General features: G+C 74.5%; 25 protein-coding genes and 2 tRNA genes. 7 read left to right on the plus strand and 20 right to left on the minus strand.

Features of this window, described 5'->3' with window-relative positions; all coding sequences use genetic code 11:
• Positions 1-31: 31 nt before the first annotated feature.
• The 9 genes from mutM to FJR00_RS03810 form a co-directional block, all read right to left on the minus strand.
• The gene (mutM, locus tag FJR00_RS03770; protein WP_141337515.1) at positions 32-928 is read right to left on the minus strand and encodes a bifunctional DNA-formamidopyrimidine glycosylase/DNA-(apurinic or apyrimidinic site) lyase; all 897 of its coding nucleotides are present in this window, start codon (positions 926-928) and stop codon (positions 32-34) included.
• Complete coding sequence (gene rnc, locus FJR00_RS03775; RefSeq protein WP_075958436.1) at positions 921-1,694, minus strand: ribonuclease III; 774 nt, start codon at positions 1,692-1,694, stop codon at positions 921-923. Before rnc ends, mutM begins: the two co-directional genes overlap by 8 nt.
• A gap of 17 nt (positions 1,695-1,711) precedes the next feature.
• On the minus strand, positions 1,712-1,906 hold the full coding sequence (gene rpmF, locus FJR00_RS03780; protein WP_075958437.1) for a 50S ribosomal protein L32: 195 nt from the start codon (positions 1,904-1,906) through the stop codon (positions 1,712-1,714).
• Position 1,907: 1 nt separating this feature from the next.
• On the minus strand, positions 1,908-2,504 hold the full coding sequence (locus tag FJR00_RS03785; RefSeq protein WP_141337516.1) for a YceD family protein: 597 nt from the start codon (positions 2,502-2,504) through the stop codon (positions 1,908-1,910).
• 155 nt (positions 2,505-2,659) lie between these two features.
• Positions 2,660-3,166 carry a pantetheine-phosphate adenylyltransferase gene (gene coaD / locus FJR00_RS03790; RefSeq protein ID WP_141337517.1) on the minus strand — a complete coding sequence of 169 codons (507 nt, stop codon included), beginning with the start codon at positions 3,164-3,166 and terminating at the stop codon, positions 2,660-2,662.
• A gap of 28 nt (positions 3,167-3,194) precedes the next feature.
• Positions 3,195-3,758, minus strand: coding sequence for a hemerythrin domain-containing protein (locus FJR00_RS03795; RefSeq protein WP_141337518.1), 564 nt, complete (start codon positions 3,756-3,758; stop codon positions 3,195-3,197).
• A gap of 55 nt (positions 3,759-3,813) precedes the next feature.
• On the minus strand, positions 3,814-4,386 hold the full coding sequence (gene rsmD, locus FJR00_RS03800; RefSeq protein WP_141337519.1) for a 16S rRNA (guanine(966)-N(2))-methyltransferase RsmD: 573 nt from the start codon (positions 4,384-4,386) through the stop codon (positions 3,814-3,816).
• 7 nt (positions 4,387-4,393) lie between these two features.
• Complete coding sequence (locus FJR00_RS03805; RefSeq protein WP_141337520.1) at positions 4,394-6,649, minus strand: ATP-dependent DNA helicase RecG; 2,256 nt, start codon at positions 6,647-6,649, stop codon at positions 4,394-4,396.
• 25 nt (positions 6,650-6,674) lie between these two features.
• Complete coding sequence (locus FJR00_RS03810) at positions 6,675-8,390, minus strand: DAK2 domain-containing protein (RefSeq protein ID WP_141337521.1); 1,716 nt, start codon at positions 8,388-8,390, stop codon at positions 6,675-6,677.
• Positions 8,391-8,595: 205 nt separating this feature from the next.
• Here FJR00_RS03810 and rpmB point away from each other — a divergent pair, with 205 nt between their 5' ends.
• Complete coding sequence (rpmB, locus tag FJR00_RS03815) at positions 8,596-8,781, plus strand: 50S ribosomal protein L28 (RefSeq protein ID WP_075958444.1); 186 nt, start codon at positions 8,596-8,598, stop codon at positions 8,779-8,781.
• Positions 8,782-8,871: 90 nt separating this feature from the next.
• On the opposite strand, the gene thiL is transcribed toward rpmB, so the two are convergent.
• Positions 8,872-9,903, minus strand: coding sequence for a thiamine-phosphate kinase (thiL, locus tag FJR00_RS03820; protein ID WP_075958445.1), 1,032 nt, complete (start codon positions 9,901-9,903; stop codon positions 8,872-8,874).
• A 69-nt stretch (positions 9,904-9,972) separates the two neighbouring features.
• Here thiL and FJR00_RS03825 point away from each other — a divergent pair, with 69 nt between their 5' ends.
• Entirely contained in the window at positions 9,973-10,206 is a 234-nt protein-coding gene (locus FJR00_RS03825; RefSeq protein WP_075958446.1) for an Lrp/AsnC ligand binding domain-containing protein, read from the plus strand.
• Positions 10,185-10,661 (plus strand): DUF3515 family protein, encoded by a 477-nt coding sequence (locus FJR00_RS03830; protein WP_141337522.1) that lies wholly within the window; start codon positions 10,185-10,187, stop codon positions 10,659-10,661. The genes FJR00_RS03825 and FJR00_RS03830 overlap by 22 nt, the downstream gene beginning before the upstream one ends.
• Before the next feature lie 64 nt (positions 10,662-10,725).
• Here FJR00_RS03830 and FJR00_RS03835 read toward each other — a convergent pair whose 3' ends face one another.
• From FJR00_RS03835 to FJR00_RS03845, 3 genes are all read right to left on the minus strand, one after another.
• Entirely contained in the window at positions 10,726-11,886 is a 1,161-nt protein-coding gene (locus tag FJR00_RS03835; RefSeq protein WP_141337523.1) for a D-alanine--D-alanine ligase family protein, read from the minus strand.
• Positions 11,887-12,013: 127 nt separating this feature from the next.
• Positions 12,014-13,015: an NAD(P)H-dependent glycerol-3-phosphate dehydrogenase gene (locus FJR00_RS03840; protein WP_141337524.1), complete on the minus strand. Its 1,002-nt coding sequence runs from the start codon at positions 13,013-13,015 to the stop codon at positions 12,014-12,016.
• Positions 13,012-13,776 carry a lysophospholipid acyltransferase family protein gene (locus tag FJR00_RS03845; RefSeq protein WP_075958448.1) on the minus strand — a complete coding sequence of 255 codons (765 nt, stop codon included), beginning with the start codon at positions 13,774-13,776 and terminating at the stop codon, positions 13,012-13,014. Before FJR00_RS03845 ends, FJR00_RS03840 begins: the two co-directional genes overlap by 4 nt.
• Before the next feature lie 46 nt (positions 13,777-13,822).
• Between FJR00_RS03845 and cofC the strand changes: the two genes are divergently transcribed.
• Complete coding sequence (gene cofC / locus FJR00_RS03850; protein ID WP_141337525.1) at positions 13,823-14,713, plus strand: 2-phospho-L-lactate guanylyltransferase; 891 nt, start codon at positions 13,823-13,825, stop codon at positions 14,711-14,713.
• 3 nt (positions 14,714-14,716) lie between these two features.
• Here the strand turns inward: cofC and FJR00_RS15940 are convergent, their stop codons facing one another.
• From FJR00_RS15940 to clpS, 6 genes are all read right to left on the minus strand, one after another.
• A complete protein-coding gene (locus FJR00_RS15940) occupies positions 14,717-15,577 on the minus strand; it encodes an HU family DNA-binding protein (protein ID WP_202876582.1) in 861 nt (286 codons plus the stop codon).
• A 166-nt stretch (positions 15,578-15,743) separates the two neighbouring features.
• Positions 15,744-15,816, minus strand: a tRNA-Glu gene (locus FJR00_RS03860).
• Between the two features lie 82 nt (positions 15,817-15,898).
• Positions 15,899-15,970: transfer RNA gene (locus tag FJR00_RS03865), tRNA-Gln, on the minus strand.
• Between the two features lie 96 nt (positions 15,971-16,066).
• Positions 16,067-17,632, minus strand: coding sequence for a glutamate--tRNA ligase (gene gltX / locus FJR00_RS03870; RefSeq protein WP_075958451.1), 1,566 nt, complete (start codon positions 17,630-17,632; stop codon positions 16,067-16,069).
• Between the two features lie 25 nt (positions 17,633-17,657).
• A complete protein-coding gene (locus FJR00_RS03875; protein ID WP_141337526.1) occupies positions 17,658-18,242 on the minus strand; it encodes a DUF2017 family protein in 585 nt (194 codons plus the stop codon).
• A gap of 8 nt (positions 18,243-18,250) precedes the next feature.
• The gene (clpS, locus tag FJR00_RS03880; RefSeq protein ID WP_141337527.1) at positions 18,251-18,589 is read right to left on the minus strand and encodes an ATP-dependent Clp protease adapter ClpS; all 339 of its coding nucleotides are present in this window, start codon (positions 18,587-18,589) and stop codon (positions 18,251-18,253) included.
• Positions 18,590-18,634: 45 nt separating this feature from the next.
• On the opposite strand from clpS, the gene FJR00_RS03885 reads away from it, so the two are divergent.
• Positions 18,635-19,936, plus strand: coding sequence for a nicotinate phosphoribosyltransferase (locus FJR00_RS03885; RefSeq protein WP_141337528.1), 1,302 nt, complete (start codon positions 18,635-18,637; stop codon positions 19,934-19,936).
• A 5-nt stretch (positions 19,937-19,941) separates the two neighbouring features.
• The gene (locus FJR00_RS03890) at positions 19,942-20,529 is read left to right on the plus strand and encodes an isochorismatase family protein (protein ID WP_141337529.1); all 588 of its coding nucleotides are present in this window, start codon (positions 19,942-19,944) and stop codon (positions 20,527-20,529) included.
• Positions 20,530-20,563: 34 nt separating this feature from the next.
• On the opposite strand, the gene FJR00_RS03895 is transcribed toward FJR00_RS03890, so the two are convergent.
• Complete coding sequence (locus tag FJR00_RS03895) at positions 20,564-21,880, minus strand: homogentisate 1,2-dioxygenase (protein WP_141337530.1); 1,317 nt, start codon at positions 21,878-21,880, stop codon at positions 20,564-20,566.
• 114 nt (positions 21,881-21,994) lie between these two features.
• Between FJR00_RS03895 and FJR00_RS03900 the strand changes: the two genes are divergently transcribed.
• Entirely contained in the window at positions 21,995-22,867 is an 873-nt protein-coding gene (locus tag FJR00_RS03900; RefSeq protein ID WP_141337531.1) for a hypothetical protein, read from the plus strand.
• Positions 22,868-22,884: the final 17 nt, after the last annotated feature.

Raw genomic sequence — 22,884 nt, forward strand, 5'->3', positions numbered from 1 at the left:
GCACGCGGGTCGGAGCAGGATCCCCCGCGCGTCAGGGACGGGGGCTGCGCGGCCGGACCTGGCACCGGGGGCAGGAGTGGGAGGAGCGGTTCATGAACTCCTCGCGCACGATCGGCGTGCCGCACCGGCGGCACGGGCGACCGGTGCGTCCGTAGGCGTCCAGCGACCGGTCGAAGTAACCGCTGGCGCCGTTGACGTTGACGTAGAGCGCGTCGAAGCTGGTCCCGCCCTGGCCCAGGGCCTCTCGCATCACGTCGGTGGCGTGGTCCAGCAGCCGGCCCAGCGCCGGACGGGTGAGGGCGGAGGCCGGACGACGTCCGTGGACCCCGGCGCGCCACAGCGCCTCGTCGGCGTAGATGTTGCCGATCCCGCTGACGACCCGCTGGTCGAGCAGCACCCGCTTGACCTCGCTGCTGCTGGCCTTCATCCGCCGCACCGCCGCCGCCCGGTCGAAGACGGGGTCGAGGGGGTCGGGCGCGATGTGCAGCACGGGCGCGGGTATGCCGTGGGGATGGGTCGGACCCCCGTGCGGGTCCGGGTGCAGCTCGGCGAGCGCCAGGCCCCCGAAGGTGCGCTGGTCGACGAACCGCAGCTGCGGCCCTGCGTCGGTGAAGTCGAAGGTGGCGTGCAGGTGCTTCTCCCGCGGTGCGTCCGGGGCCTCCACGAGCAGCTGCCCGCTCATCCCCAGGTGCACGACGAGCGCCTGGGGGTCGTCGTGCGGAGGACGGAGCACCAGCCACAGGTACTTGCCCCGGCGGTCGACCTGCTCGACCCGCGCGCCGGCCACCCGGGCCGCGAGGTCGGCCGGGCCGGCCGGATGGCGGCGTGCCACCCGGGACCCGGAGAGGACGGCCTCGGCGACCGTGCGCCCCCGGACGTGCTGCTCCAGCCCCCGCCGGACGACCTCGACCTCGGGCAGCTCAGGCACCGCTGCCGTCGGGGTCGTTCCCGTCGGCCGCAGGGGCGCCGCCGGCGGCGGGGGCCACCTCCACCACGCGGGCCGCCCGCTCGGTGAGGGTGCGCCACCCGGCCTCGGCGGCCTGCTGCTCGGCGGCCTTCTTCGAGCGGCCCTCCCCGGTGCCGACGACCTCCTCGTCGACGAGGACCCGGGCGGTGAACCTCTTGTCGTGGTCGGGCCCCTCGGACTGCACCCGGTACTCGGGCATGCCGAGCTCGGCCGTCGCCGCGACCTCCTGCAGGCTCGTCTTCCAGTCCAGGGCCGCCCCCAGAGCGGCGCTGCGCCGCAGCAGCGGGTCGAGCAGGTGGTGGACGAAGGCGTCGGCCGCGACCATGCCGGAGGAGAGGTAGACGCACCCGATGACCGCCTCGGTGGTGTCCGCCAGGATCGAGTCCTTGTCCCGGCCACCGGTGCTCTGCTCCCCCTTGCCGAGGCGCACGAAGTCGCCCAGGTCGACGACCCGGGCGACCTCGGCGAGCGCCCGGGAGTTGACGACCGCGGCCCTGAGCTTGGCCAGCCGCCCCTCGGGGAGCTCGGGGTGGGTCCGGTAGAGGGTGTCGGTGACGATGACGCCCAGCACCGCGTCCCCCAGGAACTCCAGGCGTTCGTTGTGCGGCTCCCCGTCGTTCTCGTAGGAGTAGGACCGGTGCGTCAGGGCACGCAGAAGCAGCGCCTCGTCGCAGGGCTGCCCGACGACCTGCGCGAGGTAGTCGTTGAGCTCGGCGACGGGGCGCATGCGTCGGCGCAGGATCGTCAGTCCTGGTGCTCGGTGCGCTCGGCAGCCGCGTAGTGGCGGCCGCCGTAGGTGCCGCAGCTGGGGCAGGCCTGGTGGGGGGTGCGCACCGAACCGCACTGCGGGCAGGTGCTCAGCGCGATCGGCGCGGCCTTCCACTGGGAGCGGCGGCTCCGGGTGTTCGAGCGCGACATCTTCCGCTTGGGGACGGCCACGTCAGTTCCTCTTCTCGTCGTCGTCGGTCGGTGCGGCCAGGGAGGCCAGCGCCGACCACCGGGGGTCGATCACGTCGTGATGGTGGTCCGGGTCGTCCGCCAGGCGCGCCCCGCACTGGGAGCACAGTCCTGGACAGTCGTCCCGGCACACCGGTTGGAAGGGCAGCGCGGTCACGACGGCGTCCCGGACGACCTCCTCGAGGTCGATCAGGTCGCCGTCGAGCACGTACTGCTCCTCGTCCTCGGTCTCGTCGTCCCGTCCGGACGTCCCGGCCACCTGCTGGTGGTGGGCCGCCCGTTCGGGATAGGCGAACAGCTCCTGGAGCTCCACCTCGAGGTTCTCCTCGACGGGGTCCAGGCACCGCACGCACGTCCCGCTCGTCGAGCTCCTGACCGTCCCCGACACCAGCACGCCCTCGACGACCGACTCCAGCCGCAGGTCCAGCTCGACCTCACGGCCGGGCGGGATCGCGACGACGTCGGTGCCGATGCGCTCGGGTGCCTCCACGGTCCACGAGGCCCGACGCATGGTGCCCGGGCGGCGGACCAGCTCGCGGGTGTCCAGCACCCAGGGGCCGTCCTGCTCGTGCGCAGCCATGATCCTTCGTCCTCGTTCGCGGTGGTGGGAACGGCCCGGTTTCCACGACGTGGACACGGACCGACGCACCAGACTAGCGGAGCGGCGCCCGTGCGACCAAGTCTGCCAGGCACGTGACGCCGGCCGGGTCACCAGGCCCGCAGCGGGGGCCGTGCTCACCCGTCGGCGGCGCGCGCGAGCTCCTCGAGGGCAGCCAGGACCACGTCGGGGACGAGCCCGGCGACGTCGCCCCCGTAGCGGTGCACCTCCTTGACCAGGGAGCTGGACACGTGCTCCAGGGTCGGGTCGGCGGGGAGGAAGACGGTCTCCACGCCGCTGAGGTGCCGGTTCATCCGGGCCATCGGCAGCTCGTAGGCGAAGTCGGTGCCGCCGCGCAGCCCCTTGACGACGGCTCCGGCCCCGACCTGACGGCACACGTCGACCAGGAGGGTGTCGGCGAAGGCCTCGACCCGGACGCGGTCGGCCAGGTCCGGCTCGAGGGAGCGGCGCACCAGGTCCAGGCGCCGCTCCACCGGGAACGAGCCCTGCTTGGCCGGGTTGTGCAGCACGGCCACGACGACCTCGTCGAACAGCGCGGCGGCCCGGCGGACGACGTCCAGGTGGCCGTGGGTGACCGGGTCGAAGGAGCCGGGGCACACGCAGCGGCGCTCGAGGTGCGTCATGCCCTCGACCCTACCGAGCCGGGAGCCGTCAGCCCTCCGAGGTCTCCTCGTCCTCGCCGAGCAGCCCCTCCTTGCGGGCCTCGTCGACGAGCCGCTGCACGTTCTCCACGGAGCCGCACCCCTGGTCCAGCTGCTCGCTGCGGGCGGCGAGGAACTTCTGCCCGAGCTGGGCGCGGTCGTCGTCGGAGACGTCCTCCCTGGCCGGGTTGAGGATCGTCAGCTCCTCCTCCGTCAGGTGGTGCTGGAGGACCTCGTTCATCCTCTCCACGGCGTCGTCGAACTTCTGGGTGTCGGTGCCGACGCACTCCAGCAGGGCGAGCAGGGCCTCGTTGATCTCGGCGTGCTCCTCCTCGCCGTGCTCCACCTCGTGCTCGCCGACATCCTCGGTCCGACGCCGCAACCGGGGGTAGACCTCCTGCTCCTCGGCCTCGCCGTGGGCGACGAGCACGTCGGCGAAGGCGGCCCGGGCGCCGGCGCGGTCGGCCGTGCTGTCGCGCATCTCGCGCAGGAGGGTCTCGAAGAGCCGGTGGTCGTCGAGGATGAGGTCGACGACGTCGCCGGACACGGGGCGGGGGATGGAGTAGTCGGTCATGGGCCGATCATCGCAGCCGGGCGCGGACGGCCCCACCCGGGGTCGGCGAGGCCGGTCAGCCCGTCGGCGGCGCCGGCTCGGCGAGGTGCACGGCGGTCTCGCCGTAGGTGCGGCGGTCGAGCGGGCGCAGACCGGCCGGCCAGGTCGGCGCGGGCGACCGGGCGCTGCGCTCCACGAGGACCAGCGCGTCGGGGTCGAGCCAGCCGGCGGCGACGAGCAGGTCGAGCACGACGGCCAGGTCGTCCTCGGCCAGGTCGTAGGGCGGGTCCAGCAGGACCAGCTGGTAGGGCTCCTCGGGCCTCTCGTCGAGCACCGCCCGGACGGGCGCGGTGCGCACCTGCACCTGCTGCGTCATCCCCAGGGTGCGGGCGTTCCGCGAGACCAGCGCCGCGGTGGCCCGGTGCCGCTCCACGGCCAGCAGGTGCCCCGCCCCCCGGGACAGCGCCTCCAGCCCGAGCGCCCCGGACCCGGCGTACAGGTCCAGCACGCGCACCCCGTCGAGGTCCATCAGCGACTCGAGCCGGGAGAAGACCGCCTCCCGCACCCGGTCGGTGGTCGGACGCGTCGCCGCCCCCCGGGGGGTCAGGATCGTGCGACCACCGGCATGTCCGGCGACGATCCTCGTCACCGTCGGCTCACCCCCGCTCCAGGAAGGCCGCCCGCTCGGCGTCGAGCTGGTCGAGCTCGCGCCGCAGCACGGGGTGGCGGTCCAGGTCGGGGTCGGCGCGCACCGTCTCCCAGGCGGCCTCGTGGGCGGCGACGATGAGCTCCTCGTCGCGGGCGAGGCGCAGGAACCGCAGGCCGCTGCGGCCGCCGCTCTGGCTGGCCCCGAGCACGTCGCCCTCGCGGCGGGTCTCGAGGTCGAGCCGGGCCAGCTCGAAGCCGTCCGTCGTGGCGGCCACCTGGTGGAGCCGTTCGACCGCCGGCCCGTCCTCGGGACCGCCGGCCTGCTGCGTCACGAGCAGGCAGAGCCCCGGACGCCCCCCTCGACCGACCCGGCCGCGCAGCTGGTGCAGCTGCGAGATGCCGAACCGGTCGGCGTCCAGGACCACCATCGCCGTCGCGTCGGGCACGTCCACCCCCACCTCGATGACCGTCGTGGCCACCAGGACGTCCACCTCCCCGGCGGCGAACCGGCGCATGACCGCGTCCTTCTCGTCGACGGGGAGGCGGCCGTGCAGGCTGGCCAGACGTAGCCCGGCGGTGGCCGGCAGCTGCCCCAGGGCGCGCGCCACCTGGTGCACGCCGTGGAGCGTGGGCTCGGACGACTCCTCACCCGTGACCGTGGGCCCGGCGCCGTCACCGTCCTCGTCGTCCCCGGCGGGGACCGTCGGCCCCCCGGGTCCCACGACCGCCCCCTGCGGAAGGTCGGGGTCGTCCGCCTCGCCGATCCGGGGGCACACGACATACACCTGACCGCCGGTGCGCACCTCCTCGGCGACCCGCTCCCACGTGCGGCGGACCCAGTCCGGCCGCCCGCCCGGCACCACGTGCGTGGTGATCGGGCGCCGGCCGCGCGGCAGCTCCCGCAGGGTCGAGGTCTCCATGTCCCCGTAGACGGTCATCGCCACGGTCCGTGGGATCGGCGTCGCGGTCATGACGAGCACGTGGGGCGGGTGGTCCGCCTTGGCCCGCAGGGCGTCCCGCTGCTCGACCCCGAACCGGTGCTGCTCGTCCACGACGACCAGGCCCAGCTCGGCGAGCTGGACGTGCTCCTGGATCAGCGCGTGGGTGCCCACGACGATCCCGGCCGAGCCCGACGCCGCGGCGAGCAGGTTCTCCCGCCGCTCGACGGCGGACTGGCTGCCCAGCAGGAGCGCGACCCTGGTGGCCCGGTCGTCCCCGCCGAGCATGCCCGCCTCGGCCAGCGGACCCAGGAGCGCGCTGATGGCCCGGTGGTGCTGCACGGCGAGCACCTCGGTGGGGGCGAGCAGGGCGGCCTGACCGCCCGCGTCGACGACCGCGAGCATCGCGAGCAGGGCCAGGACCGTCTTGCCCGAGCCGACCTCCCCCTGGAGCAGCCGGTGCATCGGCACGGTGCCCGCGAGGTCGGAGCGCAGCTCCCCGAGGACGCGCTGCTGCCCCTGGGTGAGGTCGAAGGGCAGCCGCCCCAGGAGGGCGTCGACCAGACCGTCCTCGACGGGCGGGCGGGGCACGGCGGTGGTGGCGTCCTGGGCCAGCCGGGCCCGTGCCAGGGCGGCCTGCACCACGAACGCCTCCTGGAACTTCAGCCGCCACCGGCCCCGGCGGTGGTCGGCCTCGCGCTGCGGGCGGTGGACCAGCTGGTATGCCTCGCGCAGGTCGGGCAGCCCGTGCGTCCGCCGGACCTCCGGCGGCACCGGGTCCGGCAGCTCGTCGAGCGCGTGCAGCACCAGGTCGAGGGTGTCCCCGTGGACGATCGGCGAGACCTTGGGGGTGGCCGGGTAGACCGGCACCAGACCCCCGAGCAGCCACCCGCCCGAGGTCGCGCCGGAGGCCTCGCCCAGGACGGCGTAGTCGGGGTGGGTCAGCTGCAGGGAACGGCCGTAGCTGCCGACCTGGCCGGAGCAGACGACGCGCACGCCCGGGACCAACCGGTCCTGGTGGCCGTAGGGCTTGAAGAAGGTCAGCTGGATGGTGCCGCCGACCTCGTCCTCGACGTCCACCACGAGGATGCGCCCCCGCCGCTGCCGCATCTGCCGGGTCGTGGACGCGCGCACGGTCCCCACCACCACGACGTCCTCGCCGTGCGGCAGCTGGGCGAACGCCGTCGGGCGGGCGGGGTCCAGGTAGGTGCGTGGCAGGAAGTCCAGCAGGTCACGGACCGTCCGCATCCCCCGGGCCCGCTCCAGCCGGGCGGCGGTCGCGCCCACGACGGTCCGCAGCCGGGTGTCCAGGTCGACGCCGCTCACGACCGCGCCCTCCCGACGGCCACGTTCACTCCACCCCCAGCAGCCAGGGGAAGGTCGGCTGTCCCCCGTCGAGCCGGACGACCTCCACCTCCGGGTGCTCCGCCAGCGCCGGGCCGAGCACCGCGTCGAGCTCGTCCTCCCCGGCCCGCTCGCCCCGGACCACCGTGACCACCTCGGCCCCGGGGTGCCACAGCCGGTCCAGCACCGTCCGGGCGGCCTCCGCCGGGTGCTCGGCCACCGCCACCACGGTGCCGTCGACCAGGCCCAGCCACTGGCCCCGGAGCACCCGGCCCACGGGCGTGTCGGCGTCCCGGTCGGCGGGGGTGAGCGCACCGGAGCGCACCCCTCCGCACGCGTCGGCCATGTCGGCCACGGTGGTCCGCGGGTCGGCGTCCTCGTCGAGCACCGCCAGGGCCGCGAGCCCCTCGACGACGCTCCGGGTCGGGACGACGTCCACGACCAGTCCCCCGGCCCGCGCCTCCTGGGCCGCCGCCCGGGCGACCATCACCGTGTCGGGGTCGTTCGGCAGGAGGACCAGGTGGGGCGCGTCGGCCGCCCACAGGGCGGACAGCAGCTGCCCCGCCGAGGCCCGACGGCGCGGGCCCGACGGCACCACCTGGGCACCACCCGCGGAGAAGATGTCCTGCAGCCCGGGGCCGAGGACGCAGGCGACGACGCCCAGCCGGACGACGGCGGACGGCCCACGGCCGTCGTCGTCCTGGGTGCGGGTGGTGCCCGCCCCCTCCCCGGCTCCTTCGAGCCGGCCGCCGTCGGCCAGGGAGGTCAGCCGGACCTCCTCCACCTGACCGGCCGAGCTCCCGGCCTCCACGGCCGACCGGGGGTCGCGCAGGTGCACGTGGACCCGGTAGTCGTGCGGCCCGCCGGCGACGACGACCGACTCGCCGAGCCGGCGGAGGTGACCACGCAACCGGTCGGCCCGGACGGGGTCGCTGCCGGTGAGCAGGTACATCACCTCGACCTGGTCCTCCCCCGTCACCGGGGCGCAGGCGTGCACCCCGCCGTCCGCGGCCGACCCGTCCCCGGCCGCCCCGGTCGAGGGCACCTCCCACCAGCGCGGCAGCTCGGCGACGACCGCGTGGGTCCGCTCCTGCAGGACGGCGTCGAGGGCCTCGACGACCACGACCAGACCCGCACCGCCGGCGTCCACCACTCCCGCGTGCCGCAGCTCCGGCAGCTGCTCCGGCGTCCGGGCCAGGGCCACCCGGGCCTCCTGGAGCGCCGCCGCCACGACGTCGGCGACCTGGGTCCCGCCCGCGTCCACCACGGACCGGGCACCCTCGGCAGCGGCCCGGGCGACCGACAGGATCGTCCCCTCGACCGGTGCGGCCACCGCGTCCCAGGCCGCCCGGGCGGCCGTCTCGAAGGCGACCGCGAGGTCCTCGGGCCCGGCCGCCCGCACACCGGGGCCGACCGCCTCCGCGAGACCGCGGGCGAGCTGGGAGAGGATCACGCCGGAGTTGCCCCGCGCGGAGAGGAGCATCCCCCGGGCGATGAGGGCCAGGCCCTCGTCGAGCCGTTCCGTCCCCGCCCCCAGCTCGAACTGCCCCCGGACGAAGTCCAGGGCGCCGTCCATCGTCAGGAACATGTTGGTGCCCGTGTCCCCGTCGGCCACCGGGTAGACGTTGAGCGCGTCGATCCGCTCCCTCGCCGTGCCCAGCGCCGACCGTGCCGTCACCGCCCACCGGCGGGCGGTGACCAGGTCGAGGGACGGGCGGGACACGAGGCCAAACTACCTGTCGCCCCAGGTGCGTCGGAGGTGTCCACACCCCGGGCGCGAACCCCTCGCGGGGGGGCGGCCGGCGATTTGGGCCCCGCAACGACCCTCCGGTACGCTGACGAGGTTGCCCGGCGGCGACGGCGCGACCCGACCTCGCCCAGGACGCCGGCACGACGACCATCGCACCGACCGACACCAGGAGAACACCGTGGCTGCCACTTGCGACGTCTGCGGCAAGGGACCGAGCTTCGGTCACAGCATCTCGCACTCCCACCGCCGCACCAAGCGTCGCTGGAACCCGAACATCCAGCGCGTCCGGGCGATGGTGGGTTCGACCCCCAAGCGCCTCAACGTGTGCACCTCCTGCCTGAAGGCAGGCAAGGTCACCCGCTGAGCGTCCGGGGCCTGCCCCGACCCGCCTGAGCCGGCCGCACCCGAGGGTGCGAGCCGGCTCTCGTGCGTCGTGGTGGTGGGTCCGGGCGGTTCACCCGCCGAAGTGGTCCCAGCCGCCCGTCCGGGGGTCGAGCCGGCGGCCCTCCAGCCAGACCCCGGCCGGCGGCTCGTCGTCCGCCTGCGAGGGCACCACCTGCCCCAGGACCGTCCAGCCGTCCGGGGGCCCCGTCCGGGGCGGGAACGTCGCGAGCAGCTCGTGCTCCTCGCCGCCGGCGAGCACCTGTGCGCGGGCGTCGGCGGGGGCCAGCGCAGGCTGCAGCAGGCCGGCCAGCCGGTCCAGCGGGCCCGGGTCGAGCCGGACGCGCACGCCGCTGGCCCGCGCCACCCGGTCGGCGTCCCGCACGAGCCCGTCCGAGACGTCGATCATCGACCGCGCGCCCGCCCGGGCCGCGACCGGGCCCTGCTCCAGGTCCGTCGTCGGACGACGGTGGTGGTCGAGCAGCCCGGCCTCCTGCCCGTCCCGGCCCGGGGCCACCCCTCGGCGGAGCAGCAGCAGCCCCGCGCCGGAACGGCCGAGCGGCCCGGACACCGCCAGCACGTCCCCCGCCCGCGCGCCGCTGCGCAGCACCGGTCGGGCGACCCCCTCCCCGAGCTCGCCGAGGGCCGTGACCGACACGACCACCTCCTGCGCCCCGGCGGACGAGAGGTCCCCGCCGACCACCGGCACGCCCGCCCTGGTCGCGGCCCACGCCGTGCCGGCGAGCAGGTCGCGCACCCAGTCCACCGGAAGGTCCTGCGGGGCGACGAGGGTGACCAGCAGACCGGTCCCCCGGCCGCCCATGGCGGCCAGGTCGGCCAGGTTCTGGGTGACGACCTTCACCCCCACGTCCTCGCCGGTCGACCACTCGTCGCGCCAGTCGCGGCCGCGGACCACCGTGTCCGTGGTCGCCAGGACGGCGCCCGACGGGACCCTCAGGTAGGCGGTGTCGTCCCCCGGCCCGACGAGCACCCCGCCGCCGGGCAGCCCGCCGTACGCGGCGAAGACCTCCTCGAGCAGCCGGCTCTCGCCGAGCCCCGCCAGGGTCGCCCGGTCCGTCTGCGGCACCTGCTCGGGGTGCTCCATACCTGTCCCTCCGTCGTCCGGCTGCCGGTGGCACGGTAGCCTGCCCACGTCCCGTCCCGGAGGTGCACCGTGATCAAGGCCTACATCCTCGTCCAGACCGAGGTGGGCGCCGCAGGGCAGGTGACCGAGACCGTCCGCTCCCTGCCCGGTGTGCGCAGCGCGGAGATCGTCGCCGGCCCCTACGACGCGATCGTCGTCGCCGAGGCCCCCACCGTGCAGTCGCTGGGCCGCGAGGTGATCGCCGCGGTCCAGGAGGTGCCGCGCATCACCCGGACGACCACGTGCACCGTCGTCGAGTTCTGACGGTCCTCCCCGCGCTGGCCGTCCTGCCCCTGCTCGCCGGGTGCGGGGAGCAGCCGGTCCGGGCCGCGCCCTTCGACCGGTCCGACTCCCCGGAGTGCCGGCGGGTGGCCGCCCACTGGCCGGGGACGGTCGCTGGCCTGGAGCCGAGGGTCACCGCCGTCCAGTCGGTGGGGGTGGCCGCCTGGGGCGATCCGCCGGTCGTGGCACGCTGCGGCAAGAACCCGCCGGGTCCCACGACCGATCCCTGCATCGACGTCAGCGGGGTGGACTGGGTGGCCACCGAGCTGGAGGACGGCACGATGTTCACCACCTTCGGCCGGGACCCGGCGCTGGAGGTGCTCGTCCCCTCGGAGCACGGCACCGCACCGCTGCTGCTGCCCGCCTTCGAGGAGGCCGCCCGCCAGGTGCCCCAGGACCAGGGACGGTGCGTCGCGGTCGACGACGCCGACGGCTAGGAGACGCCTGGCGGCCCCGACCTGGGTACGCTCGACCGCCCTCCCCGGCCGCCGCACGGTCGCGTCAGCGCAGCCCGAGGGGACGGGCCAGGGCCAGCTGCAGCAGCTCCTCCACGAGCTCGGGGTAGGAGACGCCCGAGGCCGCCCAGGCCTGGGGGAACATGGAGAACGGGGTGAACCCGGGCATGGTGTTGATCTCGTTGAGCACCACGTCGCCGGCGGGGGTGACGAAGCAGTCGACCCTGGCCAGCCCCTCGCACCCGGCCGTCTCGAAGGCGGTGCGGGCGATGCGGTGGATCTCGTCGCGGACGTGGGGCGGCACGTCGGCAGGGGCGGTGATCCGGACGCTGGCCTCGTCGAGGTACTTGGCCTCGAAGTCGTAGAACTCGTGGCCGCCGCCGGTCACGGTGATCTCGCCGCACTCGCTCACCCTGGGGGGCTCGGTCCCCCGGCCCTGCAGGACGCCGCACTCGATCTCACGGCCGTCGATGCCCTGCTCGACCAGCACCTTCGGGTCGTGCGCCCGGGCCCTCTCGACCGCGGTCTCCAGCCCGGCAGGGTCGTCGACCTTGTGGACGCCGACCGAGGACCCGGCCCGGGCGGGCTTGACGAAGACCGGGAAGTCCAGGGCCCGGGCCGCCTCGAGGCAGGCTGCCCGGTCGCGCCGCCACGCCAGGTCGGTGATGACCGTGTAGGCCCCCACGGGCAGACCGGCGGCGGCGAAGACGACCTTCATGACGTGCTTGTCCATCATCGCCGCCGAGGCCAGCACCCCGCAGCCGACGTACCGGATGTCGGCCAGCTCCAGCAGCCCCTGGATGGTCCCGTCCTCCCCGAAGGGGCCGTGCAGCAGGGGCAGCACGACGTCCACCACGCCCACCTCCACCGTCGACCCGTCGTCCTGGACGAGCCGCCACACGTGGTCCACCCCGCCGAGGGGCACCATCACCTGGGGGCCCGTCGGCGGAACCTCGGGCAGCCGGCCGTCGCGGATCTCCAGGGCCGACGGGTCGTCGGGAACGAGCACCCAGTGCCCGTCACGGGTGATGCCGATCGGCACGACGTCGTACCGCTCGCGGTCCACGGTCCGCAGCACGCTCGCCGCGGTCGCGCAGGAGATGGAGTGCTCCTCGGAGCGGCCGCCGAACACGACGGCGACCCGGGGGCGCACGGGCTGGGCGGCGACCGCCGGCGGGACGCTGGGGGTAGGGGGCTGGCTGTCCATCGCGACCGAGCCTAGTTGTTTCGCCCACGCAGGTCGGGTATGCGGTCGGCGTGTGCAGGAGGCAGGCCCGGGGCAGGACGCGCCCTACGGTCCTGACGGGCCGTCCGCCCCCGCCCCGCCGGCCGCGTCAGCCCCGTTCGTGTTTGCGGGCCCGGGACATCAGCGCCCCGGTGAGCTGTTCGGGGGTCACGTGGCCCTCGACGACGGCGGTCACGCCCTGGCAGATCGGCATGTCGACCCCGTGCCCGGCGGCCAGGTCGACCACGGAGCGGCACGAGCGCACGCCCTCGGCCGTCTGGTGGGGCACGGCCACCATCTCCTCCACGGACCGTCCCTGGCCCAGGGCCACCCCCACCCGGTGGTTGCGCGACAGCGGCGACATGCAGGTGGCGATGAGGTCGCCGACGCCGGCCAGCCCCATGAGGGTGGCGGGGTCGCCCCCCAGGGCCTCGCCCAGCCTGCTGATCTCGGCCAGGCCGCGGGTGATGAGCGAGGACTTGGTGTTGTCGCCGTACCCGAGACCCTCGGCCATCCCCACCCCCAGGGCGATGACGTTCTTGACCGCCCCGCCGATCTCGGCCCCGACGACGTCGGTCTGGGTGTAGGGCCGGAAGTAGGGGGGCGCGATCGTCGAGGCCACCCGCTCCGCGGCGGCGAGGTCGGTGCAGGCGACGACGCTGGCGGCGGGCTGCCGGGCGGCGATCTCCTTGCTGAGGTTGGGGCCGGAGACCACGACGATCCGGTCCCGCTCGATCCCCGCCGCCTCGACCACCTGGCTCATCCGCAGGCCGGTGCCGCGCTCGATGCCCTTCATGAGGGACACGACGAGGGCGTCCTCCGGGACCACCTGGGCCCAGCGGCCCAGGTTGTCGCGCAGGCTCTGCGAGGGGACGGCGAGGACGACGAGGTCAGCCCCCTCGGCGGCCTCCGCCGGATCGGTGGTGCCCGTCACCGCCGGCGGCAGCTCGACCCCGGGGAGGTAGTCGTCGTTGGTGTGCCGTTCGCGGACCTCCTGGGCGACTTCCTGTCGACGTGCCCACAGGGTCACGGACGACGCACCGCCGTCGGCGAGCACCTGGGCGAAGGCGGTGCCCCAGCTGCCGGCGCCGAAGACGGCCGCCCGCGTCACCGGGACTCCCCCCGGTCGAGGGGGGAACCGGTGGCGCCACCGGTGCGGGTCACCGGGTCGTAGGGCACGGAAGGGGCAGGCTCACCCCTCAGCCCGGCCACGATCCCGGTGACGGCCGCCATGACGCGTTCGGTCGCCTCGACGTGGGCCTTGGGGTCGTCGGCCCGGTCGTAGAGGTCCGACAGGTCCACCGGTGGGCCGGCCTCGACGTGCTGGACGGGTCGGCGCAGCAGGTTCCCCGGGCGCCGCGCGTAGCGGCCGAGGACCTCCTGGGCCCCCCACTGGCCGACCGGGACGACGGGGGCCCGGCTGGTGAGGGCGAGCCGACCGACACCCGCCTTGGCCCGCATGGGCCACAGGTCCGGGTCCCGGGTGAGGGTGCCCTCGGGCATGATCGCGATGCACTTGCCCTCCAGCAGGGCCCGCCGTGCCTCGTCAAGGGCGTCCCGGGCCTGGGTGCTGCGTCGACGGACCGGCACCTGCTCCAGGTGCCGGAGCGCCGCGCCGAGGAGGGGCACCTCGAACAGGGACGACTTGGCCAGGAAGAACGGCGGTCGCCCCTGGTCGACGAGGAAGTGGGCCAGCATGAAGGGGTCCACCTCGGAGTAGTGGTTGCTGGCGACGATGAACCCGCCGGTGGCCGGCACGTGCTCGGCGCCCGACCACGACCGACGGGTGATGCCCATCAGCACAGGGCGGACGGTGCCGATGACGGCCCGGTAGGACCAGGGGATCGGTTGGCGGACGGGCTGACGGGTCACGGCGCCATCTTGTCACCCGTCCGGGCCCGTCCACCAGAATGGCCGGGTGCGGAAGATCTGGAGGGGCGACCCGGTGCGCTGGGGGCTGGTCGTGCCGGTCAAGGACGCCCGCCTGGGCAAGTCCCGGCTCTCGGCGCCGACCCCCGACGCCCGCAGGCAGCTGGCCCGCGCCATGGCGTTGGACACCCTCGAGGCCGCGGCCGCCACCGTCGGTCCGGCATCGCTGGTGGTGGTCACCTCCGACGGGCCGGTGGGGCAGACGGTGCGCACGTGGGGGGCCACCGTGGTGCCTGACCCGGGAGAGGGCCTGGACGGGGCGGTGCGCACCGGTCTGCGGGCCGTGCGGCCGCAGGGGGGTCGACCCGGGTGGGCCGTCCTGCTGGGAGACGTGCCGGCCCTCAGACCGCGTGACCTGGGCGAGGCCCTGGCCCGGTGCGCGCGGCACCCGGCCGCCGTCGTCCCGGACGCCTCGGGCGACGGGACCACGTTGCTGACCTCGACGATCCGCCCGCCGACCCCCCGCTTCGGCCCCGGCTCGGCGCACCGCCACGCCGAGGAGGCGACCCTGCTCCCCCTCCCCCTGCCCCGGTTGCGGCAGGACGTCGACGTGGCCCAGGACCTGGTGCGTGCGGCGGCGTTCGGGGTCGGTCGTCGCACCCGGACGCTCCTGCTCGGTCGGGACCGGGCCGCCTACAGTGGGCCCATGCAGGCCAGCGTGCACACCTTCGACCTCGCGAGCCGCTCCGGCTCGGTCCTGCTGGACACCGGACGGATGCTGCCCTTCGACGCCGACGTCTTCGAGGCCAGCGGGCTGCGGCACGTCCGGGTAGGCCAACGCGTCAGCGTCGAGGTCGAACCCGCCGACCCCGAGGATGCCGGTGCCCACCTGACCCGTCTGTGGCTCGTCGGGGTCGGGCCCGGGGAACCGGTCCGCTGACGGTCAGGACCCCTTCGAGGCCTTCTTCCTGCTGCCGGCCTTGCCCTTCTTGCCGTCCTTGACCTTGCCGTCCTTCCCCTTGCCCTTGCCGCTCCCCTTGCCCGGCTTGTCCTTCGTGCGGCGGTCCTTGTCCTTGCCCTTGCCCTGCGCCTTCTTCCCGGACGCCTCGTCGACGGCGACGACGTCGTCGTTCTTGACCCGGGCCAGCTCGGCCTTCTTGGCGGTGATCATCCCCATGGTGATGTCCTGGCCGCCGGCGGGCGTCCGGTCGCGGGCAGGGGCTGAGGCCTTCGCGGCGTCCGCCGCCCCTGCTGAGGCGTCACCGGTGGGGCGCCGGTCCTCGTCCTGCCGGGCGCGGACGGTCGCCGGCGTACCGCTGGCCGCCCGCCGCCTCCGCGGGACCTTGGGGCCGCGGTCTGCGTCGTCCGTCCCGGGGTTCACCGTGCGACGGGAACCCTGCCGCCCCTCGTCGGGCCGGCCCTGGGCGGCGGTCCGACGCACGCTGCTCGGGCGGCTCGCCGGCTCGGGATCGGCCATCTCGCCGTGGCTGCCCACCCTCACGCCGGCGAGGCCGTCGGTCGGCAGCCGGTCGGGGTCGGCGACGACCTCCTTGAAGTAGGCGCCCGGCCGGAAGCGGGGCGAACTGGTCGCCGCGATCGGGACCGGGGCCCCCGTGTGCGGGTTGCGGCCGGTCCGGGGCGCCCGGTCCACCTTCTCGAAGGTGCCGAAGCCGGTGATCCCCACCGTGCCGCCGGCGGCCACCTCGCGAAGCACCGCGTCCACCAGCGCCTCGACCGCCATGGCGGCGAGCTGGCGCCCGCCGAGCCTGGGGGCCAGGGCCTCGATCAGCTCCACCTTGTTCATCGCACCCACTCCTTGCCGGGACGGGGCGGGTGGGGTCGGCCACCTGCCCGGGACCGCCACGCTACGCCCGGACGACGCCGGTGTCGATGCAGCACACGAGATCCGACCACCCGCCCGCACGACGAGAAGGACCCCCACCAGGTGCGGTGGGGGTCCTTCTGCGACGTAGCCCCGACGGGATTCGAACCCGCGCTACCGCCTTGAGAGGGCGGCGTGCTAGGCCACTACACAACGGGGCCGTGCGTCCGGCGCGGTGGCGCCGACCCGCAACCTTACCTGACGGTCAGGTGCGGAGCGAAATCGACCGGGGGTCGATCTGCGCTGGGGTACCAGGACTCGAACCTAGACTAACTGAACCAGAATCAGTCGTGCTGCCAATTACACCATACCCCAAGGGGTATCTCCGCCCCGCTTCCGCGGGCGGTGAACCGAGGAGAAACCTTACCGTGCTCCTCAGCCGGACCCAAATCGCGGTCGTCCCGCTGGCTGTCACAGCTCAGCGCGCAACCGGCGCAGCCGGGCGAGGGTCTCGTCCTTGCCGAGGATCTCCATGGACTCGAACAGCGGTGGGCTGATCCGCTGCCCGGACACCGCGGTGCGCAGCGGGCCGAAGGCGAACCGGGGCTTCAGGCCCAGGCCGTCGACGAGCGCCTCCCGAAGGGCCTGCTCGATCCGGGCTGCGGTCCACTCCACCCCTCCGCCGAGTGGCTTGGGGTAGGCGCCGGAGATCTGCTCCAGGGCCGCGTCGGCGGCGTCCAGCACCGCCCCCGCGTCCTCCTTCAGCTGGGCGCGGGCGTCGTCGGCGATCGGCAGCTCCTCGCCCCGCACGTAGAACGGCGCAACGAGCGGCACGGCCTCGGAGAGCACCTGGACCCGGGTCTGGATGAGCTCGGCCACGGCCTCCAGGCGGGCCAGCTCACCCATCCCCGACTGCGGGCCCAGCACGCCGGCCTCCCGGAGCACCGGCAGCAGCCGGCTGGTGAACTCCGCCAACGGCAGCATCCGGAGGTGGTCGGCGTTGATCGCCTCGGCCTTCTTCTGGTCCCACCGGGCAGGGTTGGGGTTGACGTCGTGCACGTCGAACGCGGCGACCAGCTCGTCCGGGGTGAAGACGTCCCGGTCGGGTCCGATCGCCCAGCCCAGCAGCGCCAGGTAGTTGATCATTCCCTCGCGGACGAACCCACGCTCCCGGTGGCGGAAGAGGTCGGACTGCGGGTCGCGCTTGGACAGCTTCTTGCTCCCCTCCCCCAGGACCAGGGGCAGGTGGGCGAACGTCGGCACCCGCTCGGCGACGCCCAGACGGACCAGGGCGCGGTAGAGGGCGATCTGCCGCGGGGTGGAGGAGAGCAGGTCCTCGCCGCGGATCACGTGGGTGATCCGCATCATCGCGTCGTCGACGGGGTTGACCAGGGTGTAGAGGGGCTGGCCGTTGCCGCGGACGATGACGAAGTCCGGCACCGACCCCGCCCGGAAGGTGACCTCGCCGCGGACCAGGTCGACGAAGGTGATGTCCTCGTCCGGCATCCGCAGCCGCAGGACCGGCTCCCGCCCCTCGGCCCTGAAGGCGGCACGCTGCGCCTCGTCCAGGTCGCGGTCGTGGTTGTCGTAGCCGAGCTTGGGGTCCCGGCCCGCCGCCCGGTGCCGCTCCTCGACCTCCTCGGGCGTGCTGAACGACTCGTAGGCCAGGCCGGCCTCGAGCAGCCGGGCCGCCACGTCGGCGTAGACGTCGCGCCGCTCGCTCTGCCGGTACGGCCCGTAGGGACCACCGACCCCCGGCCCCTCGTCGTAGTCCAGGCCCAGCCAGGACATGGCCTCCTGCAGCTGGTCGGCCGACTCGGCGCTGTCGCGGGCGGCGTCGGTGTCCTCCAGCCGGAAGACGAAGGTGCCTCCGTGGTGCCGGGCGAAGGCCCAGTTGAACAGGGCGGTCCGGGCCATCCCCACGTGCGGGGTGCCGGTGGGGCTGGGGCAGAAGCGGACCCGCACGTCCGGGCCGGTCACCTGGTGATCGACCTGCTCGGACTCGTGCGGCGCAGCGGGAACGGGGTTCGTCGTCATGGTGCGGTCAGACTACCGCCGGGGCTCACCCCTCGAGCATCGCCGTGGTGATGCTCTCCTGCACCCAGGAGAGGAAGTCGTAGTAGGCCATCTGCTGGGCGAGCACCGGGTCCAGGTTGGTCTTCCCCGCGAGCGCATCCTCCAGCTGCTCGTGGAGCCGTTCGGAGTCCTCGTCGGTGCGCAGGCCAAGCCGCTCCCCCAGGATGAGCCGGACGTCGGTGAGGGCGACCGCGAGCGCGTGCGCCTGCTCGGTGTCCAACGCCAGCTCCGGCGGTTCCGCCTCCTGCAGCGCCGCGACCGCCCTGGCGATCGTGGCGGCCTTCCGGCTGCGCAGCCCGTGCTCGGTGAGCCGTCGGAACTCCCTGGCCTGCTCCTCGTCCTCCCTGGAGGCCGGGGGAAGCAGGCGGGCCAGGGCGGGGTCGGACGGCTCCTGCGGGTCCGCGTCCTCGCCGAGGCCGGCGATCAGGTCGAGGAAGGGGTCCGTGCTGCCGGGCCGCTCCGGGGCGACGAAGTCGCGGGTCAGCCGCAGGACGTGAAGGACCACCTCGACCTCCTCGGCGTCGAAGCCGCCCACGAGGCGCTCCCCCCGCCGCCGGAACGCGGTCGCCATACCTGCTCCTAGCCCTGGTCCGCGTGCTGGAAGGTGGCCCACAGCCCGTAGCCGTGCATGGCCTCGGTGTCGGCCTCCACCTTCTCCCGGGTGCCGGTGGACACCACAGCGCGACCGAGGGAGTGCACGTCCATCATGAGCTTCTCCGCCCGCGCCCGGGGGTAGTGAAAGTGCGTCTGGAAGACCCAGGTCACGTAGCTCATCAGGTTGACCGGGTCGTTCCACACCAGGCAGACCCACGGGGTGTCGGCCTCCGGGCGGTCCAGGACGGCCACCCCGCCCTGCTCGCGGGGCGAGGTCCGGGGTCCGGCCGGCGGCGCGGGCGGGGACGGGACGTCGACGGGCACCCGACCACTCTAGGCGGCCTCGCGGCCGGGCTCTAGGCTGCAGGGGTGAACCCGAGCACGGCCCTGCTGACGGACCACTACGAGCTGACGATGGTCCAGGCGGCCCTGGCGAGCGGCCACGCCGACCGCCGGTGCGTCTTCGAGACCTTCGCCCGCCGACTGCCGGACGGGCGGCGGTACGGGGTGGTCGCCGGGACGGGGCGGGTGCTGGAGTCGTTGCGCGACTTCCGGTTCGGGGAGGCGGAGCTGGCCTACCTGGAGGAGCAGCAGGTCGTCGACGCGCGGACGCTGCGCTGGCTGGCCGACTACCGGTTCTCGGGGGAGGTCTGGGGGTATGCCGAGGGCGAGATCTACTTCCCCGGGTCACCTCTGATGGTGGTCGAGGCAGGTTTCGCCGAGGGCGTGCTCCTGGAGACCCTGGTCCTGTCGGTCCTCAACCACGACTCCGCGGTGGCCTCGGCCGCCTCGCGGATGACCGCCTCGGCGCACGGGCGCCCCTGCATCGAGATGGGGTCGAGACGCACCCACGAGCAGGCGGCCGTGGCCGCCGCCCGGGCGGCCTACGTGGCCGGCTTCGACTCCACCTCCAACCTGGAGGCGGGGCGACGGCACGGGGTGCCCACCGCCGGCACGGCGGCGCACTCCTACACCCTGCTCCACGGGGACGAACGTGAGGCGTTCGCCAACCAGCTGGCCAGCCTGGGAGGGTCCACGACCCTGCTCGTGGACACCTACGACGTCAGGGCCGCGGTCGAGCTGGCCGTCGAGCTGGCCGGCCCCGGGCTGGGCGGCGTCCGGCTGGACTCCGGCGACCTCGTCTCCCAGGCCCACGAGGTGCGTGAGCAGCTCGACTCCCTCGGTGCCACCGGCACCAGGATCGTGGTCACCTCCGACCTGGACGAGTACGCCATCGCGGCCCTGCAGGCCGCGCCCGTCGACGCCTACGGCGTCGGCACCCGGGTCGTCACCGGGTCGGGGCACCCGGCCGCGGGCATGGTCTACAAGCTGGTCAGCCGGGAGGGGGCGGACGGCCGGATGGAGGGGGTGGCCAAGGCCAGCACGGACAAGGCGTCCGTGGGCGGCCGCAAGTACGCCCTGCGCCGGCGCGGCCCGGACGGCAGCGCCCAGGCCGAGATCATCGGCATCGACGAGCAGCCCGGTGACGACGGCGACGACCGCACCCTGCTGGTCCCCCTCGTGCGTGGCGGCGAGGTGGTCGCCCCCACGGACGCCCGCACCGCCCGGGCCCACCACGAGGCTGCGCGCGCCGAGCTGCCCCAACGTGCGCTGCGCCTGTCCCACGGAGACCCTGCCATCCCGACCATCTACCTGGACGACTGGAGCTGAGCACCATGAGCCGAGCACTGATCATCGTCGACGTGCAGAACGACTTCTGCGAGGGCGGTTCCCTCGCCGTGGACGGAGGGTCGCAGGTCGCGGCCGACATCGGGGAGCACCTGGGCCGGCACGGGCAGGACTACTCGGTCGTCGTGGCCACCGCCGACTGGCACGTCGACCCAGGCGACCACTGGTCCTCCGACCCCGACTACCGCACCTCCTGGCCGGTCCACTGCCGTGCGGGCAGCGAGGGCGCCCAGTTCCACCCGTCCCTGGCCCCTGCGCTGCAGCACGTGCAGGCCGTCTTCCGCAAGGGCGAGCACGAGGCGGCGTACAGCGGTTTCGAGGGGACCACCGAGGCGCACGGCCGCACGACCGGCCTGACCGAGTGGCTCACCGAGCGGGAGGTCCGCGGGGTGGACGTCGTCGGCCTGGCGACCGACCACTGCGTGCGGGCGACGGCCCTCGACGCCGCCGGGGCCGGGTTCCGGACCCGCGTGCTGACGGGCCTGTGCGCGGGCGTCTCGCCGGAGACGACCGAGCAGGCCCTGGCCGAGCTGCGGGAGGCCGGGGTGGAGGTCGTCGAGGGGGCGCCCGCCTGAACCGGCTGCCGCTCCGCGTGGGCGCTCCCGCGGGTCAGCTCGTGGAGAACACCTCCCCGGAGCCTTCCGCCCCACCGCCCAGGGCGCGGTTCCACGAGCCGGCGTAGACGCCGTCGTCGACGGCCCGACCCGCCTCCCCGAGCTCGAGGGGCCGGAAGGTGTCCACCATGACCGCCGTCTCGTCGAAGTACTCCACCCCCAGCGAGGCCTCGGTGGCCCCCGGTTGCGGCCCGTGCGCGTGGCCACCGGGGTGCACCGAGATCGACCCCTTGCCGATCCCGCTGCCCTTGCGGGCCTCGTAGTCGCCGTCGACGTAGAACATGATCTCGTCGGAGTCGACGTTGGAGTGGTAGTAGGGCACCGGCACCGCCAGCGGGTGGTAGTCCACCTTGCGCGGCACGAAGTTGCACACGACGAAGTTGTGCCCCTCGAAGACCTGGTGCACCGGCGGCGGCTGGTGCACCCGGCCGGTGATCGGCTCGAAGTCGGCGATGTTGAAGGCGTAGGGGTAGAGGCAGCCGTCCCAGCCGACCACGTCGAAGGGGTGGTAGGGGTAGGTGTAGACGGTGCCGACCAGGCCTCCCGAGGAGTGCTCGCCGGAGCCGCGGTGCTTGACGAGCACCTCGGTCGGCGCAGCCGGGTCGGCCCCCACGTCCTCGGCCAGCAGCGGGCCCTGCGGACCGCGCAGGTCACGTTCGCAGTACGGCGCGTGCTCCAGCAGCTGGCCGAACCTGGACAGGTAGCGCTTCGGCGGCCCGATGTGGCTGTTGGCCTCGATGACGTAGGCCCGCAGGGGCTCGACGAAACCCTCGTCGCCCTCGACCAGGGGCAGCCACCGGTGGGTGGTGGCCCGGGGCAGGATCAGGTAGTCGCCCTCGGCGACCTGGAAGGAGCCGAAGACCGTCTCGACCCGGGCCCCGCCCCGCTCGACGTAGACGCACTCGTCCCCGATGGCGTTGCGGTACAGCGGGCTGGGGGTGTCCGCCACGACGTAGAGCAGGCGGACGTCGGCGTTGCCCAGGACCAGCCGGCGGCCGGTCACCACGTCCACGCCCTGCTCGAGGGCCGGCCCCGCGTCGGCCCCGGCGTCGCCGCCGTCCTGGACGAACAGGTCGTGCAGCTTCAGGTGCCGGGGCAGCAGCGGGTGGTTGGGCACCGTCGACATGTCGCCCAGCTCCCAGACGCGAGCGTCCGCCACGGCCGAGGGGATGTTGCGGTGGTAGAGCAGCGAGGAGTCCGAGGAGAAGCCCTCCTCACCCATGAGCTCCTCGGAGTAGAGGCGACCCTGGGGGTCGCGGTGCTGGGTGTGCCGCTTGGGCGGGACGTCGCCCGTGCTGCGGTAGTAGGCCATCGACGGCTCCGTTCGTGCGGTGGTCGTGGACGCCGTCCCCGGTGACCCCGCGAGGGAGTCGGCGGGCCGGGACGGCGGTGTCCTCGTGCGTCACTGTGCAGTAGCCTCCCGGGCATGTCAACGAGGACGGCACCCCGGAACCTGTTCCGCGCTCTCGTGGACGACGCCGCGGTGTTCCCGCCCGGGAACGCCCCCGTCCCCCGGGCCTGGGAGGAGCACCTGCGGCTGCGCCGCGGAGGGTATGCAGACCTGCTGGGTCTCCTGCTCGTCGGCACCGGGCACGCCGCGCAGCTGGGGCAGGCCGCCGCCGGTGCCGAGCTCGCGGAACCGGTGGCGGTGGCCGTGGTCTCCCGCCCGGGCACCGCGGTCGAGGACCTTCTCGACGCCGTCGACCTCCTGCGGGACGTCGCAGCCGTGCAGGTGGTGACCGTGGAGACCGCGCTGGACCCCGCGGGGTCGTGGCGTCGTGCCCTCTCCCTGGGGGTGCCGGTGGCCGTCGAGGTCGACCGTGACCGCACGCAGCTTCTCCGGTCCCTCGACGAGGTGGCGACCGCCAGGTCCGACGGGCAGGGAACGGTGGTCCTGGCCAAGCTGCGCACCCAGGCGACGCCGCAGCGGCCGGTGCCCTCGCCGTCCGAGCTGGCCGCCTTCCTCCTGGGCGCGGACGCACGGCACCTGCCGGTCAAGCTCACCGGCGGGCTCCACCACGCCGTGGCCCGGCGGGACGATGACGGTCGCACGCTCGACCGGCACGGGGTCCTCAACGTGCTGGCCGCCCTGGCCGCCGTCGACGCCGGCGCCGACGAACTGGGCCTCGTCGGGACTCTGGCGGAGGAGGACACGGACCGCCTGGTCGACGTGGTCGCCGGGCTCGACGAGCCGGCGGTGGCCAGGCTCCGGGGCCGCTTCCGGTCCTTCGGCTGCTGCGGCGTGACCGACCCGCTCGACGAGCTGCGCGAGCTCGGCCTGCTGACCGACCGGCCCTGACGTCATCACCCTGGAAG

This window comes from Ornithinimicrobium kibberense, from assembly GCF_006519705.1.
In the GTDB taxonomy this organism is placed as follows: domain Bacteria; phylum Actinomycetota; class Actinomycetes; order Actinomycetales; family Dermatophilaceae; genus Ornithinicoccus; species Ornithinicoccus kibberensis.

What these genes read in the sequence shown, in the direction of transcription:
- FJR00_RS03875 (WP_141337526.1), bottom strand. Translation starts at nt 18,242, where the DNA reads ATGGCGACCGCGTTCCGGCGGCGGGGGGAGCGCCTCGTGGGCGGCTTC.
- FJR00_RS03835 (WP_141337523.1), bottom strand. Translation starts at nt 11,886, where the DNA reads ATGGACAGCCAGCCCCCTACCCCCAGCGTCCCGCCGGCGGTCGCCGCC.
- FJR00_RS15940 (WP_202876582.1), bottom strand. Translation starts at nt 15,577, where the DNA reads ATGAACAAGGTGGAGCTGATCGAGGCCCTGGCCCCCAGGCTCGGCGGG.
- FJR00_RS03785 (WP_141337516.1), bottom strand. Translation starts at nt 2,504, where the DNA reads ATGGCTGCGCACGAGCAGGACGGCCCCTGGGTGCTGGACACCCGCGAG.
- gltX (WP_075958451.1), bottom strand. Translation starts at nt 17,632, where the DNA reads ATGACGACGAACCCCGTTCCCGCTGCGCCGCACGAGTCCGAGCAGGTC.
- FJR00_RS03895 (WP_141337530.1), bottom strand. Translation starts at nt 21,880, where the DNA reads ATGGCCTACTACCGCAGCACGGGCGACGTCCCGCCCAAGCGGCACACC.
- rnc (WP_075958436.1), bottom strand. Translation starts at nt 1,694, where the DNA reads ATGCGCCCCGTCGCCGAGCTCAACGACTACCTCGCGCAGGTCGTCGGG.
- coaD (WP_141337517.1), bottom strand. Translation starts at nt 3,166, where the DNA reads ATGACGCACCTCGAGCGCCGCTGCGTGTGCCCCGGCTCCTTCGACCCG.
- FJR00_RS03900 (WP_141337531.1), top strand. Translation starts at nt 21,995, where the DNA reads ATGTCAACGAGGACGGCACCCCGGAACCTGTTCCGCGCTCTCGTGGAC.
- FJR00_RS03890 (WP_141337529.1), top strand. Translation starts at nt 19,942, where the DNA reads ATGAGCCGAGCACTGATCATCGTCGACGTGCAGAACGACTTCTGCGAG.
- thiL (WP_075958445.1), bottom strand. Translation starts at nt 9,903, where the DNA reads ATGGAGCACCCCGAGCAGGTGCCGCAGACGGACCGGGCGACCCTGGCG.
- FJR00_RS03795 (WP_141337518.1), bottom strand. Translation starts at nt 3,758, where the DNA reads ATGACCGACTACTCCATCCCCCGCCCCGTGTCCGGCGACGTCGTCGAC.